The organism is Bradyrhizobium sp. 87 (assembly GCF_023073015.1).
GTDB classification, from domain to species: Bacteria; Pseudomonadota; Alphaproteobacteria; order Rhizobiales; family Xanthobacteraceae; genus Bradyrhizobium; species Bradyrhizobium canariense_D.
This window is the reverse complement of sequence record NZ_JADPIQ010000117.1, coordinates 1-13,962: the sequence shown is the minus strand read 5'-3', so window position 1 is coordinate 13,962 and position 13,962 is coordinate 1. Positions and strand designations below refer to the sequence as shown.

The window sequence follows — 13,962 nt, the reverse complement described above, 5'->3', positions numbered from 1 at the left end:
GGGACAGAAAGTTGGGAACCTTTCCCTTGGGGCGGCATCCAATGTCCGGAACGAAGCCAAACGAGCAGGTGACCGCCATGCCACGGATCGCAGCCGGCCTGTCCGCCGGCGCCAAGACTTCAGCAATCAGGACATTGGAAGCCGAACTGGTCGAGCGGGCGCGGGGCCGTGACGAGGCCGCGCTGCGCGAGATCATGCAGGCCAACAACCGCAGGCTCTATCGTCTGGCGCGCGGAATTCTGCGCAGCGACAGCGAAGCCGAGGATGTCGTTCAGGAAACCTATGTCCGCGCTTTCACCCATCTCGACGGATTCCGCGGCGAATCCGGACTGTCGACGTGGCTGTCGCGCATCGCCATCAACGAGGCACTTGGCCGGGCGCGAAGCGCCAGGCCGCAGGTCGAGCTCGGCTCGGTGCCCGAAGCGACGCTCGAGGCGCAGATCATCAAATTTCCCGCTTCTCCCCCAGGCGATCCGGAAAGGACCATGGCCCAACGTGAAATCCAGCGCGTCGTCGAGCGCGCCATCGATGAATTACCGGATGTCTTCCGCATGGTCTTCGTCGCCCGCGTCATGGAAGGGATGAACATCGAGGAGACCGCCGAGCTGCTCGGCGTCAAGCCCGAGACCGTGAAGACGCGGCTGCACCGTGCGCGGACCATGCTGCGCGAGAACGTCGAAAAGGAGATCGGTCCGGTGGTGATGGATGCGTTCCCGTTCGCCGGGTGGCGCTGCGAGCGGCTGACCGTGTCAGTGCTGAAGCGGCTTGGCATCGGCGGCTGAATTTTTCGGGAACGTTTGCGCGAGAATTCCATCCAACGCCTGTGAAGCAACGCGCCGGCAAAACGTCCGGCACCACAGGAGTGTCAAACCATGTTCGTTCGTTGGACCACGGCGATCGCCGCTGCAATTTTGTTGTCGAGCCCCGCGCTGCTGCAAGGCGCCAGAGCAGCCGACAAGCTGACCGATCCGCAGATCGCCCATATCGCCTACACCGCGGGCGTGATCGACATCAACGCAGCCAAGCAGGCGCAGAAGAAAGCCAAGAATAAGGACGTGAAGGCGTTTGCCGAGGACATGCTGCGCGACCACGAGGCCGTCAACAAGCAGGCGCTCGCGCTGGTCAAGAAGCTGAACGTCACGCCTGAAGACAACGACACCAGCAAAGCGCTGTCAAAGCAGGCGAGCGAGAAGCTCGCCGAACTGGACAAGCTGAGCGGTGCGGCCTTCGACAAGGCCTATGTCGCGAACGAGGTCGCCTACCACAAGACGGTCAACGGCGCGCTGGAAACCCAGCTCATTCCGTCCGCCAGCAATGCCGAACTGAAGAGCCTGCTGCAGACCGGCCTGAAAATCTTCCAGGGCCATCAGCAGCACGCCGAGCACGTCGCGGCGGAGCTGAAATAGGGAGGCGATGATGCTGGGACGATTGTCCGCGATCGCGACAGCGGTCCTGCTCGTGGCGGTGGCCGTCCCGGCGCACGCTGCGACCATCGAGATCACGATGGAGAATCTCGAAGTGTCGCCGAAAGACGCTTCGGCCAAGGTCGGCGACACCATTGAATGGATCAACAAGGACGTCTTCGTCCACACCGCGACAGCCAGGAACGGCGATTTCGACGTCAACCTGCCGGCGAAAAAATCAGGGACGTTGGTTCTGAAGAAGGCGGGCACGATCGATTATTACTGTCGCTTTCATCCCAACATGAAAGCGACGCTCAAGATCGAGCCGTAACGGGCTCGGAGCGTATTCCCGACCGAAGCTGGCCCCGCCTACGTGGCGGGGTCATTTTCGGCAAGGCTTACTGCCTGGAGAAAGACTTACTGTCTGGAAATGTCGACCGAGAATTCGCCGTTGCGGATGCGGCCGGGAAAGCCTTCGACGAACTTCGCCACCGCGTCCTCGCCATAGGTGCCGACGAGCTCGGCAAGGGCCGCAAACAGGCTCGCCTGCGCCAGGCAGTCGCCGTCGACGCCATCATGGCGCGCTTCGGCCCAGGCCTCGTTGAGATAACTCAGTGCGGCCTGCTTCTGCTCGTGATCGGGCAGCGGCGCGCGTGCGGGAGCGTAGGACACTGGATGGCTCATGAAACTCGTCGGGGCTGGGGCGCAATCCACGGCGATGCGCTGTGCGAGAGGTGTAGCACGCACGTTAACGCCCGCTAGGCCACATCTTTAGGAACGGTTAACGGCTGTGTACAAAGTCGATGACAGGGTTCCCGCCGCTGTCTCAGTTCGCGTAACGCGCCGTGAGATCGCGCGAGATCTTGGCGCCTTCCTCGATATAGCGGCGGATCGCCACCGTCGCGGCCGGCGTGCAGCTCCGGTAGGTCTGCTGAAAACCGTTATAGCCGCGGTTGAAGCCGGCGATCATGCGGGTGCGGCGTTCGCCGGCGGGGGTTTCGGCATCGATCAGCGCCTGCATCTCGCTGCGCCATTTGTTGCCCTCGTTGGACCCGCAGATGCCGCGCAGATAGTGCAGCCCGCCGAGGATCTCCGCCAGTCGCTGCAAATCGCCGTCAAACGGCGCTGCCCCGTCCTGAGCCCTCGTGGGCACCGAGGCGCAGGCGAGAATCAGGGCAAAAATGGCCAGAAATCGCGTCGACATCGGCCGGGTGTATGCCTCCTCGGGGCGATAGACGCAAGGCGGGGCCGTCAGGGGCCCATCAGCCGGTGAGCGGACTGGATGACCTCTTCCAGCCCGCCGGTCAGCTTGAGGTCGCCAAGGCTCGCCAGGGCCTTTGGGGCGATCCAGCGGTAGTCGTCGAGCTCGTCGTTGAGAACCGGCTCCCGGGCCACCCAGCGGGCGGCAAAGGACATGATCAGGTAGTGGCCGGCGCCGGCCGCGGCCGGCAGCACTTCGCGCCAGCCCGCGAGGCCTATGATTTCGATATCTAGCCCGGTCTCCTCGTCGATCTCGCGCGCCAGCGCCTGGTGCAGCGATTCGCCGAACTCGACCCGGCCGCCCGGCAGCGAATAGAACCCCTTTGCCGGCGAGCGTGCGCGACGGGTCAGAAGCACCTTGCCGTCACGAAAAATCGCGGCACTGACCGCGATCTGGGGACGGGTGGGCTGAACGATCGCAGCCATGACTTCACCTGCTCGGGCTCAGTTCGCCATGATGTTGTCGACGTCGGCTTCCGCGCCGCCATTGATGATGCCGCCGCAGGCCGCGATCAGCGGCTTGACCCAGTGGGCGGCCTGCTCGGCGAGGCGAACGCGGGTCGTGTCCTTCTCGACCTCGCGCATGGCCGAGCCGACCGCCGTCAGGATCGAGGTCATGGTGTCGGTGAGGTGGTCGAACTGGGCGCGCACGTTCGGGTCGGCCTTTTCATAGGCCTCGATCGCCAGATCCCGGGCCTTGAAGTTCGAGGCGGTGAAATGCTCGGCATAGGACAGCGGCGACCAGGTCAGAAAATCTTCCGCGCATTCCGGCATGTCGGGGACCATTTCCAGCAGCATCACGGCTTCATTGAAATGGTTGAGATAGTCGGTGGCAAGCCCGGTCCGCGGGTTGATGTTGGCCACGCGCAGCCGCTCGGCCCAGGCTGCAGCCTCGGGCCCCGTCTGTCCATGCATTCGCGCCGGCTGGGAGACCGTTGAGCTCATCTGCCGCAGTGTTAACGTTCGGGGTTAAAAGGACCTGAACGGACCCTATATAGGCCCTCAAGGATGTGTGGACGCTTCGTCATAACTTCGGCCCCCGCGGCTTTGCGGCAACTGTTCGGCTACATTGAGCAGCCGAACTTCCCGCCCCGGTTCAATGTGGCCCCGACACAACCGATTCCGGTCGTGCTGGGCGAGAACGGCGCGCGCCATTTTCGCCTGATGCGCTGGGGTTTGCTGCCGGGTTGGGTCAAGGATCCCAAGGGATTTTCGCTCCTGATCAATGCCCGTTCCGAGACGGTGCTGGAGAAGCCCGCTTTCAAGAACGCGATTCGCCGGCGCCGCGGCCTGATTCCGGCCGACGGCTATTACGAATGGAAGGCGGAGGGTGGCCGCAAGCAGCCCTTCTTCATCCATCGCGCCGACGGCGCGCCGCTCGGCTTTGCAGCGGTGTTCGAGACCTGGGTCGGGCCGAACGGCGAGGAGCTCGACACGGTCGCGATCGTCACGGCGGCGGCGAGCGAGGATCTCGTCACGCTGCATGATCGCGTGCCCGTCACCATCAGCCCGCGCGATTTCGAGCGCTGGCTCGACAGCCGCAGCGATGACCTCGATGCGGTGTTGCCGCTGATGACCGCCCCGCGCATCGGCGAATTCGCCTGGCACCCGGTCTCCACCCGCGTCAACCGCGTCGCCAATGACGACGACCAGTTACTCCTGCCGATCAGCGCGGAGGACATGGAGGCGGAGGCGCCGAAGAAGAAGGTGGCGCGGAAAGCGGCGGCCGGGCCGGCCGATGACGGGCAGGGGTCGTTGTTTTAGGCGCTTCGCCCTTACACGATCTCCCGCGCCCGTAGTGCCGCGATCTCCGCTGCGTCAAATCCCAGCTCGCCCAGCACCGCATCCGTATCCGCGCCGAGCTCCGGCGCCATCCGGTCGAGCCTGCCGCCGCCATGCGCGAGCTTGAATCCGCTGCCGGCGAAACGAAGCCGGCCGTAGGGCGTATCGAGTTGCTGGATCGCGCCGCGCGCCTTGATCTGCGGATGGTCGATGACTTCCTCGACTTTCCAGATGCTGGCGCAGGGCGCGCCGGCGTCTTCCAGAATGGTCTCCCATTCGCGCGCAGGCCTTGCCGCGAGCGCCTCTTCGATGATGGCGCGCAGCGCCGGCTCGTTCTCGTTGCGCGCAAACCAGTCGGCAAAGCGCGGATCGCTGAGCGCGTCCTCGCGGCCGAGCGCAGACATCAGTGCGCGATATTGCTTCTCGTTGTTGACGGCGAGCAGGATGTGACCGTCGCCGCATCTAAACAAATTCGCCGTGGTCCTGCGGCTGACGGCCTGATTCCCCGACAGCTGCTGGCGATGGCCCGCGACCGACCAGTCCGCGATCTGCCCCGACAGGAACGCCATCGTCGCCTCCAGCATGGAGACGTCGATGAGCTGGCCCTTGCCGGTGCGGTCGCGCTGGTAAAGCGCGCTCGACACGCCGAACGCAGCGGTGGCGCCCGACAGCACGTCGCACACCGCAAAGCCGGCGCGGGTCGGCCCAGTCTCGGGATGACCCGTGATCGCCATGATGCCGGACAGCGCCTGCATCTTGCCGTCATAGCCGGGGCGCAGCCGGTCCGGACCGGTCTGGCCGAAGCCGGACACCGCGCAGTAGATCAGCTTCGGATTGATCGCGGACAGCGCCTCGTAGCCGATGCCGAGCCTGTCCATCACGCCGGGGCGGAAATTCTCCATGACGACGTCGACTTGCGCGGCGAGCTTCTTCACGATCGCGATCGCATCGGGCTTTTGCAGATCGAGCGTCAGGCTGCGCTTGTTGCCGTTGATGGCCTGGAACGCCGGCGCCAGCCCGCGCTCCGCCCATCCGCGTGACAGCGGCGTGCGGCGCATGTCCTCGCCCTCGCGCCGCTCGACCTTGATGACGTCGGCGCCCAGCAGCGCGAGCTGGTAGCTCGCATAGGGGCCGGCCAGCACTTGCGTGAAGTCCAGGATCTTCACGCCCTCGAACGGTCGCGTCACGTCGCTCTCCCTGTTTGTTTTGGTTGTCGGAGGACGTCAGGCCGCGCGATTGCCGCGCGCGATCTCCTTCTGCTTGTCAAATTCGGCACGGCGGCGCGCCAGCTCTTCGGCTGAGAGCTGCGCGACGTTGTTGTAGTCGAGCTTCCAGGAAGCGTCCTCGCTCCAGCGCAGCGGCGACTGCATCGTGGTCTGCGGGCCGCTCGCGGTCTCCAGCAGTCTGAGCGCCAGCTCGAGCGTCTGCGCCTGCGAGGCGATGTCGTGCGGCTTGCCGGCGGAATTGCCGAGCGGGAAATCCGAGAACAGGAAGCGCGGCACGCCGGCGTGCTCGATGATGTCCTTGGCGCAGCCCATGATCACGGTCGGAATGCCGTTCGCCTCGAGATGCCGGGCCACCAGCGCCGTGGTCTGGTGGCAGACCGGACAGTTCGGCACCAGCACGGCGACATCGACCTTGTCGGCAAGGCAGCGCGCCAGAATTTCCGGCGCGTCGGTGTCGAGGGTGACGCGATGACTGCGGTTGGTCGGCGCGCCGAAGAAGCGCGGCGCCACCTCGCCGATGCGCTCCGCCGCGCTCGCCTTCAAGAGTTGCGGCAGCGGAAACCAGGTGCCGTTGTCGGTGGCCGTGGTGTGCTTGCGGTCGTAGCCGATATGCGAGATGCGAAGGTCGTGGGGCTTCGCCGTGTCGCCCTCATAGACCTGGTAGAATTTCGCGCCGCCATTATACGCCGCGCTCGGTCCCTGGTCGCCCTTGGTGGGGTCGTATGGCGCGGCGGTCGTGATGATGGTGACGCTTGATTGCGACAACGGCTTCTTTAGCGGCTGGAACGGCGCCTCGGTGTAGTGAGCCCAGCGATACGCCGTGGTGTAGCCAATCGCGGCGTAATAGTCCCGCGTGCGCTGCATATAGGGAACGGGGGCGTCATAGTCGGGCGCAAAGCCGAATTCGTCGTCGCGCGAAGCGGACATGGGGCGCGTCTCCTGGTTCTTGTTGGCGACAGACTAGAGATAGTCGGGGGTGAGCTCAACGGGGGGCGGGGCAATGCAGGTCAGAATTGCACTGATAGAGCCAGGTCCGCTTTTTCCCCTCTCCCCTTGCGGGCGAGGGTGGCTCGCCGCGAAGCGGCGAGACGGGTGAGGGGTCTCTCGCGTGCTCAACTGCATGAGATGCGCGCGCGGACAGAAACCCCTCATCCGCCGCTTCGCGCCACCTTCTCCTGCAAGGGGAGAAGGAAGGAAGACAACCTACCGAAACACATGCAGCGCCACATGCTGCAGCAGCATGATCGCCTTGGCGTCGATGATACGCCCGTCCGCGATCATCGCCAGCGCCTCGTCAATGCCGAGCTCCAGCACCTCGATGTCCTCGCCTTCGTGTTCGAGGCCGCCGCCGTCGCTGACCCGCATCTCCGGCTCGTACTCGGCGACGAAGAAATGCAGCTTCTCGGTGATGGCGCCGGGGCTCATAAACGCTTCGAACACCTTGTGGACGTGGTGCAGGCGATAGCCGGTTTCCTCCTCGGCCTCGGCGCGGATGCGCACCTCGGGCGAGGCGTCGTCGAGCACCCCGGCGGCGGCTTCGATCAGGAGATCGTCGTAACCGCGGATGAAGGCCGGCAAGCGGAATTGCTTCACCAGGATCACCGTGCGCCGCGCTCGGTTGTAGGGCAGCACGGCGGCGGCGTTGTCGCGCTCATAGGTCTCGCGGTGCTGCGTCTGCCATTCGCCATTGGCGCGCCGGTACTCGAACGTGGTGGTCTTGAGGGGGGTCCAGCCGTCCGAGAGCACGCGGACGTCCTTGATGCGAACGCGGTCGGATATGGTCATGCTTCGATCTCAGTTGCTTGGCGTTGTGGTGCGGCCGTCGATCCACTTCTGGAACATCACCGAGGTCGATTCCTCGAAACCCAGCGACTGGTAGAACGCATTGGCCTGCTCATTGCCGCGCCGGACCAGCAGCTGGAGCTTCAAAATTCCAGCCGCGCGCAGCCAGTCTTCGGCCGCGGCCATGATCACTCGGCCGTAGCCACGCTTCCGGCTATCCGGATCGACCGCAACGTAATAGACCCAGCCGCGATGGCCGTCATGGCCCACCATGACGGTGGCGACGATGGCGCCGTTGTCGCGGCCGAGCAGGATGGTGGAATTGTCGCGCCGTCGCGCCAGCGCGATGTCGGCATGCGGATCGTTCCACGGCCGCGTCAGCCCGCAGCGCTGCCACAGCGCGACCACGGGCTCGACATCGGCCTCGGTGATCGCGTCGATCTTGAGCGCACTCACAGCACTTTTCCCGGGTTCATGATTCCAAGCGGATCGAGCATCGCCTTGAGCTGTCGCATCAACTCAATTGCGGTCTTGTCCTTCACGTCGGGCAACTCGTCGCGCTTGAGCACGCCGATGCCGTGCTCCGCCGAGATCGAGCCGCCCATACGCAGCACGATGGCGAACACGACCGCGTTCATCTCGTGCCAGCGCGCCAGATAGTCCGCGGTGTTGGCGCCGATGGGCTGGCTGACATTGTAGTGCAGATTGCCGTCGCCGAGATGGCCGAACGGCACCGGCCGCGCGCCGGGAATCAGCTTCACCACGGCTTCATTGGCCTCGGCGATGAAGGCCGGCACGGTGGCCACCGGCACGGAGATGTCGTGCTTGATCGAGCCGCCCTCCGGCTTTTGTGCTGACGACATTTCGTCGCGCAGCTTCCAGAAGCCGGCGCGCTGGGTCAGATTGGCCGCGATCACCGCGTCGTCGACGATCTCGTCCTCCATGGCGCGGCCAAGGATCGTTTCCAGCGGCGTCCGGGCGTCATCGCCGGGCGACGACAATTCCATCAGCACGTACCAGGCATGCTTTTGCGCGAGCGGATCGCGCACGTCGATGCCGTGGCGGATCGAGAAATCGACCGCCATCTCCGAGAGCAGCTCGAAGCTCGTCAGCGCATTGGCGGCCTCGCTTTGCGCGATCGCCAGCAGCTTCAGCGCGGCGTCCGGCGACTTCAGCCCGACGAAGGCGGTCTCGATCGACCGCGGCTTCGGAAACAGCTTCAGCGTCGCCGCCGTGATGATGCCGAGCGTGCCTTCGGCGCCGATGAACAGGTTGTGCAGATTGTAGCCGGTGTTGTCCTTCTTCAGCTTCGACAGCACGTTGAGCACGCGACCGTCCGCCAGCACCACCTCGAGCCCCAGCGCCATCTCGCGCGCGACGCCATAGGCCAGCGCGGCCGTGCCGCCGGCATTGGTCGAGAGATTGCCGCCGATGGTGCAGCTGCCCTCCGCCCCCAGCGACAGCGGAAACAGCCGGTCCACGTCCGCGGCCTTCTGCTGCGCGATCTGCAGCACGACGCCGGCCTCGCAGGTCATAGTGTTGGAGGCGGTGTCGATCTCGCGGATCTTGTCGAGCCGGCGCAGCGACACCACCACCTCGCCATTGTGCGGGGTCTGGCCGCCGACGAGCCCGGTGTTGCCGCCCTGTGGCACCAGCGCGATCTTGTGCTCGGAGGCGAGCTTGCAGATTGCGGCGACTTCCGCGGCCGAGCCCGGGCGCAGCACCAGCGGCGAGCGGCCGTGGAATAGATTGCGCTCTTCGGTGACGTAGGCCTCGATGTCGGCTACATCGGTGATGGCGTGCCTCTCGCCGACGATCTTGCGGAATTGTTCGATCAGCTCGGGCGCAAGCGGAGGGGTGGCGGGATGATTAATGTTCATTGTCTTGTCTCTTGCTTCGCTCTTATCGCGCCACAGCCGCCCGGCGCAGCCGGTCGTTGATCGCTTCGCCCAGATCCTCTTCGGGGATCGCCATCACGGCGATCGCCCGCGGCCCCCTAGCATCGAGGGCGCGAAGATAGCCGAACAGATTGGCGGCGGCTTCATCGAGATCGCCGGTGGGCGACAAATTCATGACGGCGACGGCGGCCTCCAGACCAGGCAGGCGCGCCGGGCCGAACGCCAGCAGCGCTTCGCCCGGCGCGACGTCCAGCGCATTGAGCCGCACATGGGCGTGTGGCGCGTAATGCGAGGCCAGCATGCCCGGCGCCAGCGGCTGGCTGTCTTCGCTGTCGGTCTCCGCGGGCAGTCGCGCCAGCGCTGCACCAAGCACGGCCTCGATCCGCTCGCGAGACAGCCCGCCGGGCCGCAGCAGCATCGGCGCCGCAAAACAGCCGACGATCGTCGATTCGACGCCGACCGTAACAGGCCCGCCGTCGACGATCAGGTCGATCCGCCCCGCAAGGTCGCTCTCGACATGGGCCGCCAGCGTCGGCGAGACGTGGCCGGAGATGTTGGCGGACGGCGCCACCACCGCCCCGCCAAAGGCGCGCAGGATCGCCTGCGCCACCGGATGGGCCGGAATGCGGATCGCGACCGTGTCGAGGCCCGCGGTGGCAAGCTCGGCCACCGGGCAGTTTTCCGTCTTCGGCACCACCAGCGTCAGCGGCCCCGGCCAGAACGCCTCCGCAAGGCGCAAGGCGCAGGCGTCGAATCGTCCGATCCTGCGCGCGGCCGCGAGGTCGGCGACATGCGCGATCAGCGGATTGAAGGCCGGCCGCCCCTTAGCGGCGTAAAGATGGGCGATGGCACTGGCATTTCCGGCGTCCGCCCCGAGCCCGTAGACCGTCTCGGTCGGGAACGCGACCAGCCCGCCGGCTGCCAATGTCCGGGCGGCAGCTTCCGCGCCGGTCTCGCCGGCCGGTAAAATCAGCGTTTCAAGACCCGTTTTCACAGGGATAAGATTCCTCAGCTCGGCCGCTTGCGGTGCGCCAAACCCGACGCTATAAGCCGGCCTCTTGTCGGAGTGTGGCTCAGCCCGGTAGAGCACTGCGTTCGGGACGCAGGGGTCGCAGGTTCGAATCCTGCCACTCCGACCATTCTTCCAAAAGTCGACGTTTTTCTAGAGGCTCGTTCCCAAGCTTGGCGGACCAGCCGCCGGCGCCCGGGAGCGTCTTCTTGCAACGATTTTCAGGGCGGGTCCACGGCCGATTTGGCCGGACAGGGCGGTCTGTCGCGGTGGCATGGCTCGGCATTGCCTGTTTCGATAACTCGGCGTTGCAAGCTAGGTCAGAGGACTACCGCCTCGCCACCAGCACGCCGACCATAAACGCAATCATCAGCGCCGGCAGCGGCGCCTCACGCACCATGCCGCGAACGACGTGGGTCCAGTGCTGCTCCGGGACGAGGTTCGGAGACCTGATCTCCGGCGTTGGCGTGATGCCCCATTCGGAGGCGAGTTCGGCAATCTCGCTTGAGGCAAGCCGGACGCCGTCGCGGACGCGGAAGATGGCGGCATCCGCGCGCTCGCGCGGCGCAAGCAACATCATCGTCGTGACGGCCGTACGCAGGGTCATCTCGCCGTAGCCTTGCAGCCTGACCGATTCCTCAGGGTCGGACGTCATCGAAAATACCTCACAGCGCCAAATGCCTTACAAAGCGAAGTGGCGCGCGATGGTGAATGCCATCGTCGCGCACAGGACCAGCGTGGATACCGCGCCGGCCACGCCGCGCGCGAGATCGGCCCGCGTCAGGTGCCTGGTCATGATTTTGCTCCATGCTCGGCATGGCAATGGCGGGGAGGCGGCGTTGGTTCCTGCGCGACGGGCGAATCGCGAACGCCGGCTATTTCCGCAGGAGCTCGCTCAGCGCCGCCGTCGCCTCGGCGCAGCGGATGTCGTCGATCTCGCGCGACAGGCTGAGCGCAGTCGATCTGAGCTCTTCGACCTTCCAGCTCTCGGGGTGCTGAGTCTCGAGTTGACCGAGCCGCTTGTTCAGATCGTCCAATCTGGTTTGCAACTGTTCGACGCTGGCGGCCCCATTCACCACCCAGACTCTTTGCGCACGCATCGTCGTTCCCCTGCTCGTCTCACGGCGTTGTGAGAGGGGTTCGTGGCCGCAATGGGAGTTTCTTTTGTCCGGCTTCAGACGGACGGGAACCGTTGCAGATCGGCAACGGGAGTTCCTTCGCGTTAACCTGGGTGCGACGGGAGCCAATCGCCGTCGCCGCATCAGGCCGCGCGCGGCCGCTCCGTCGATCGCTTTTCGAGGCGGCTTTCGAGAATCGCGATGCTCACCCGGATATTGTCGCGCCGGGCCCGCAGGTTCTGCGCTAGCATGGGGTAGGCGAGGTTTTGGGGATCGGAGATTCCGGCCTTCCGTTCTTCCTCCAGAATGTCGGCGTCGATCATTTGCAAGCGCCAACGCAGATCGGAGATCAATGCGTGGAGCTGTGTCGGCATGGTCGCTTCGAAACGGGACGTCGGGTGCATGATCGCCTCACGATGAGACAGACCCACTGCGGGTCTGAGGGATTTGACTCCCGTGCAGCAAGCGGAATGCCAGTGGGCGGCTGAGCGTCTCCCACGATTGCTCGACAGCGCACCGGAACGATTGCCACTCTTTCCCGTTGCTGCAGGGGCCTCGACAACGAGGCGATCGAGGGACCCATGCCGCTCATCCGCTATTTCGTCTTCACCGGCGGCGCTCTGCTCGCCCTCCTTTTCCTCGCCGACCGGTACATGACCGCCCCCGTGAGCGCCGCCGCGCCGGCCGAGCCAGATCGGTCGATTGTGCGCGTTCATTCCGCGCAAACCTGGCCTGAGAAGATCGTCCTGGACACCAGCGTGCGGCAAATATCGCTGTCCAAAGCCGAGTCGGTTCCGCCGACTCCCGCACCTGCCGTCGCCGACGCGCTTCCCACGCAGGAGAAGCCCCGCCAAGCTTTTGCAATGGTGGCGCAGCCTGATGCGACGCCGAAGCAAGCAGCTCGGACCGTTCCGAACAAGCGCAGTGCGGAGAGGCACCGTCGACGCCAGCCCTCGCGCATGGCGGCGCGCGATCAGACGATGTTCTTCAACGAACCTGCATCGGCGGGTTGGTAAGTCGCGCTCCGTGAGATGCATCTTCCCCCCGGTAGGCGTGTAGCTGCCTATGCTCGATCGCCTGAGCAGCACGAGCGGAGGTTTGCGAGATTATCTGTTCTCGGTACTTTCCACATGACGGTCGGGCTGCCTCTCGGTTGGGCACCGTGCCGGACAGCGAGGCTGTGCGCGCGGCGCATCGCGCGATAGTCTCTGCCGCGACCTGACCCGGGAAGCGGACGAGGGAAAGATTCGTGACGAGATTTGTGACGATCGCGGCCGGCCAGCTTGGCCCTATCGCGCGAACCGAGACCAGAACCGCGGTCGTGGCGCGCCTGATGGCCCTGATGCGCCAGGCGCACGCCAACGGCTGCGACCTGATCGTCTATCCCGAGCTCGCGCTGACCACGTTCTTTCCGCGCTGGTATTTCGAGGATCAGACGGAGATCGACAGCTTCTTCGAGCGCGAGATGCCAGGGCCGGAGACGAGAGCCTTGTTCGATCTCGCGCGCGAAACTGGTATCGGATTTTACCTTGGCTATGCCGAGCTGACGGTCGAGGCCGGAATTGTGAGGCGCTACAATACCTCCATCCTGGTCGAGAAGAGTGGCGCCATCGTCGCCAGATATCGCAAGGTTCATCTGCCCGGGCATGCCGAGCATGAGCCCTGGCGCGAATTCCAGCATCTGGAAAAGCGCTATTTCGATCCAGGCGATGGCTTTGGCGTGACCGAGGCCTTTGGCGGCGTGATGGGGATGGCGATCTGCAATGACCGCCGCTGGAGCGAGACCTACCGGGTGATGGGCCTGCAGGGCGTCGAGATGGTGATGATCGGCTACAACACGCCAGTGCACAATCCGCCGGCGCCCGAGCATGACGATCTCTCGCTGTTTCACAATCATCTGGTGATGCAGGCTGGCGCCTACCAGAACGGCACCTTCGTGGTGGGCGTCGCCAAGGCCGGTGTTGAGGAGGGCGTCGACCACATCGGCGGTAGCTGCGTCATCGCGCCCTCCGGCGAGATCATCGCGCGATGCACGACCAAGGGCGACGAGATCGCGCTCGCCCGTTGCGATCTCGATCTCTGCAACTCCTACAAGCGCACCACTTTCAATTTCGACGTTCACCGTCAGCCGCACGCCTACGGGATGATTGTCGAACGGAAGGGAGTGACACTCATGGCGGACGGAACGCCGGTGCGAACGAAGCGGTGAGCTCTGGTAGCCCGGGTGAGCGCAGCGACACCCGGGACCGCTGTCGCTTGTGGCAAGACCCCGGATGTCGCTTCGCTCATCCGGGCTACGGGACCGCGCCTGTTTCGCCCCTCTGTCAATCCGCCGCCGCAAAAAGATTCCGCTTTACCGAAATTCGGAATTGGCGTATGTGTCGCCCATCCCGGCTCATCCTTGAGGGGCGATCTTGTGGTCGTCATGTTCGCGAGCCGGGCTTGCGGTGGACGCGGCAGCGTTCGGGTGCGAGAGGCCAAGGG

19 protein-coding genes and 1 tRNA gene are annotated in these 13,962 nt (G+C 65.0%); 7 read left to right on the top strand and 13 right to left on the bottom strand.

Annotated elements, in window-relative coordinates; translation table 11 throughout:
* Positions 1–77 precede the first annotated feature (77 nt).
* The 3 genes from IVB50_RS29940 (at position 78) to IVB50_RS29930 (ending at position 1,734) form a co-directional block, all read left to right on the top strand.
* Positions 78–782, top strand: coding sequence for an RNA polymerase sigma factor (locus IVB50_RS29940; RefSeq protein ID WP_247298950.1), 705 nt, complete (start codon positions 78–80; stop codon positions 780–782).
* Between the two features lie 90 nt (positions 783–872).
* Positions 873–1,406 (top strand): DUF4142 domain-containing protein, encoded by a 534-nt coding sequence (locus tag IVB50_RS29935; RefSeq protein WP_085352592.1) that lies wholly within the window; start codon positions 873–875, stop codon positions 1,404–1,406.
* Positions 1,407–1,416: 10 nt separating this feature from the next.
* The gene (locus tag IVB50_RS29930; RefSeq protein ID WP_018458822.1) at positions 1,417–1,734 is read left to right on the top strand and encodes a cupredoxin domain-containing protein; all 318 of its coding nucleotides are present in this window, start codon (positions 1,417–1,419) and stop codon (positions 1,732–1,734) included.
* An 86-nt stretch (positions 1,735–1,820) separates the two neighbouring features.
* On the opposite strand, the gene IVB50_RS29925 is transcribed toward IVB50_RS29930, so the two are convergent.
* The 4 genes from IVB50_RS29925 to IVB50_RS29910 form a co-directional block, all read right to left on the bottom strand.
* Entirely contained in the window at positions 1,821–2,087 is a 267-nt protein-coding gene (locus IVB50_RS29925; protein ID WP_007594892.1) for a hypothetical protein, read from the bottom strand.
* Between the two features lie 142 nt (positions 2,088–2,229).
* Positions 2,230–2,607: a TIGR02301 family protein gene (locus IVB50_RS29920; RefSeq protein ID WP_007607220.1), complete on the bottom strand. Its 378-nt coding sequence runs from the start codon at positions 2,605–2,607 to the stop codon at positions 2,230–2,232.
* A gap of 47 nt (positions 2,608–2,654) precedes the next feature.
* Entirely contained in the window at positions 2,655–3,089 is a 435-nt protein-coding gene (locus tag IVB50_RS29915) for an NUDIX hydrolase (protein ID WP_085352591.1), read from the bottom strand.
* An 18-nt stretch (positions 3,090–3,107) separates the two neighbouring features.
* Complete coding sequence (locus IVB50_RS29910; RefSeq protein ID WP_085352590.1) at positions 3,108–3,608, bottom strand: hypothetical protein; 501 nt, start codon at positions 3,606–3,608, stop codon at positions 3,108–3,110.
* 63 nt (positions 3,609–3,671) lie between these two features.
* Between IVB50_RS29910 and IVB50_RS29905 the strand changes: the two genes are divergently transcribed.
* A complete protein-coding gene (locus tag IVB50_RS29905) occupies positions 3,672–4,427 on the top strand; it encodes an SOS response-associated peptidase (RefSeq protein WP_204513865.1) in 756 nt (251 codons plus the stop codon).
* 11 nt (positions 4,428–4,438) lie between these two features.
* Here the strand turns inward: IVB50_RS29905 and IVB50_RS29900 are convergent, their stop codons facing one another.
* The 6 genes from IVB50_RS29900 to IVB50_RS29875 all read right to left on the bottom strand — a co-directional run bounded on the left by IVB50_RS29900 (position 4,439) and on the right by IVB50_RS29875 (position 10,345).
* Positions 4,439–5,632 (bottom strand): CoA transferase, encoded by a 1,194-nt coding sequence (locus IVB50_RS29900; RefSeq protein WP_204513866.1) that lies wholly within the window; start codon positions 5,630–5,632, stop codon positions 4,439–4,441.
* A 36-nt stretch (positions 5,633–5,668) separates the two neighbouring features.
* Complete coding sequence (locus tag IVB50_RS29895; protein WP_204513867.1) at positions 5,669–6,598, bottom strand: glycine reductase; 930 nt, start codon at positions 6,596–6,598, stop codon at positions 5,669–5,671.
* Between the two features lie 276 nt (positions 6,599–6,874).
* Positions 6,875–7,456 (bottom strand): NUDIX domain-containing protein, encoded by a 582-nt coding sequence (locus IVB50_RS29890; protein WP_085352586.1) that lies wholly within the window; start codon positions 7,454–7,456, stop codon positions 6,875–6,877.
* 9 nt (positions 7,457–7,465) lie between these two features.
* Positions 7,466–7,909 (bottom strand): GNAT family acetyltransferase, encoded by a 444-nt coding sequence (locus tag IVB50_RS29885; protein WP_247298947.1) that lies wholly within the window; start codon positions 7,907–7,909, stop codon positions 7,466–7,468.
* Positions 7,906–9,333 (bottom strand): FAD-binding oxidoreductase, encoded by a 1,428-nt coding sequence (locus IVB50_RS29880; protein WP_204513869.1) that lies wholly within the window; start codon positions 9,331–9,333, stop codon positions 7,906–7,908. Before IVB50_RS29880 ends, IVB50_RS29885 begins: the two co-directional genes overlap by 4 nt.
* A gap of 22 nt (positions 9,334–9,355) precedes the next feature.
* Positions 9,356–10,345 (bottom strand): L-threonylcarbamoyladenylate synthase, encoded by a 990-nt coding sequence (locus tag IVB50_RS29875; protein WP_204513870.1) that lies wholly within the window; start codon positions 10,343–10,345, stop codon positions 9,356–9,358.
* Between the two features lie 68 nt (positions 10,346–10,413).
* On the opposite strand from IVB50_RS29875, the gene IVB50_RS29870 reads away from it, so the two are divergent.
* Positions 10,414–10,490: transfer RNA gene (locus tag IVB50_RS29870), tRNA-Pro, on the top strand.
* A gap of 198 nt (positions 10,491–10,688) precedes the next feature.
* Here the strand turns inward: IVB50_RS29870 and IVB50_RS29865 are convergent.
* The 3 genes from IVB50_RS29865 to IVB50_RS29855 form a co-directional block, all read right to left on the bottom strand.
* A complete protein-coding gene (locus IVB50_RS29865) occupies positions 10,689–11,015 on the bottom strand; it encodes a hypothetical protein (RefSeq protein WP_085352582.1) in 327 nt (108 codons plus the stop codon).
* A gap of 220 nt (positions 11,016–11,235) precedes the next feature.
* Positions 11,236–11,460: a hypothetical protein gene (locus IVB50_RS29860; protein ID WP_026233665.1), complete on the bottom strand. Its 225-nt coding sequence runs from the start codon at positions 11,458–11,460 to the stop codon at positions 11,236–11,238.
* A gap of 161 nt (positions 11,461–11,621) precedes the next feature.
* Positions 11,622–11,882, bottom strand: coding sequence for a hypothetical protein (locus IVB50_RS29855; protein ID WP_018458811.1), 261 nt, complete (start codon positions 11,880–11,882; stop codon positions 11,622–11,624).
* A gap of 177 nt (positions 11,883–12,059) precedes the next feature.
* On the opposite strand from IVB50_RS29855, the gene IVB50_RS29850 reads away from it, so the two are divergent.
* A complete protein-coding gene (locus tag IVB50_RS29850) occupies positions 12,060–12,494 on the top strand; it encodes a hypothetical protein (RefSeq protein WP_247298945.1) in 435 nt (144 codons plus the stop codon).
* A 233-nt stretch (positions 12,495–12,727) separates the two neighbouring features.
* Positions 12,728–13,687, top strand: coding sequence for an N-carbamoyl-D-amino-acid hydrolase (locus IVB50_RS29845; protein ID WP_085352581.1), 960 nt, complete (start codon positions 12,728–12,730; stop codon positions 13,685–13,687).
* Positions 13,688–13,962 lie beyond the last annotated feature (275 nt).

Coding starts and splice junctions, on each gene's coding strand:
- IVB50_RS29925 (WP_007594892.1), bottom strand. CDS start 2,087: ATGAGCCATCCAGTGTCCTACGCTCCCGCACGCGCGCCGCTGCCCGAT.
- IVB50_RS29865 (WP_085352582.1), bottom strand. CDS start 11,015: ATGACGTCCGACCCTGAGGAATCGGTCAGGCTGCAAGGCTACGGCGAG.
- IVB50_RS29940 (WP_247298950.1), top strand. CDS start 78: ATGCCACGGATCGCAGCCGGCCTGTCCGCCGGCGCCAAGACTTCAGCA.
- IVB50_RS29890 (WP_085352586.1), bottom strand. CDS start 7,456: ATGACCATATCCGACCGCGTTCGCATCAAGGACGTCCGCGTGCTCTCG.
- IVB50_RS29920 (WP_007607220.1), bottom strand. CDS start 2,607: ATGTCGACGCGATTTCTGGCCATTTTTGCCCTGATTCTCGCCTGCGCC.
- IVB50_RS29915 (WP_085352591.1), bottom strand. CDS start 3,089: ATGGCTGCGATCGTTCAGCCCACCCGTCCCCAGATCGCGGTCAGTGCC.
- IVB50_RS29895 (WP_204513867.1), bottom strand. CDS start 6,598: ATGTCCGCTTCGCGCGACGACGAATTCGGCTTTGCGCCCGACTATGAC.
- IVB50_RS29855 (WP_018458811.1), bottom strand. CDS start 11,882: ATGCACCCGACGTCCCGTTTCGAAGCGACCATGCCGACACAGCTCCAC.
- IVB50_RS29905 (WP_204513865.1), top strand. CDS start 3,672: ATGTGTGGACGCTTCGTCATAACTTCGGCCCCCGCGGCTTTGCGGCAA.
- IVB50_RS29910 (WP_085352590.1), bottom strand. CDS start 3,608: ATGAGCTCAACGGTCTCCCAGCCGGCGCGAATGCATGGACAGACGGGG.
- IVB50_RS29850 (WP_247298945.1), top strand. CDS start 12,060: ATGCCGCTCATCCGCTATTTCGTCTTCACCGGCGGCGCTCTGCTCGCC.
- IVB50_RS29880 (WP_204513869.1), bottom strand. CDS start 9,333: ATGAACATTAATCATCCCGCCACCCCTCCGCTTGCGCCCGAGCTGATC.
- IVB50_RS29860 (WP_026233665.1), bottom strand. CDS start 11,460: ATGCGTGCGCAAAGAGTCTGGGTGGTGAATGGGGCCGCCAGCGTCGAA.
- IVB50_RS29935 (WP_085352592.1), top strand. CDS start 873: ATGTTCGTTCGTTGGACCACGGCGATCGCCGCTGCAATTTTGTTGTCG.
- IVB50_RS29930 (WP_018458822.1), top strand. CDS start 1,417: ATGCTGGGACGATTGTCCGCGATCGCGACAGCGGTCCTGCTCGTGGCG.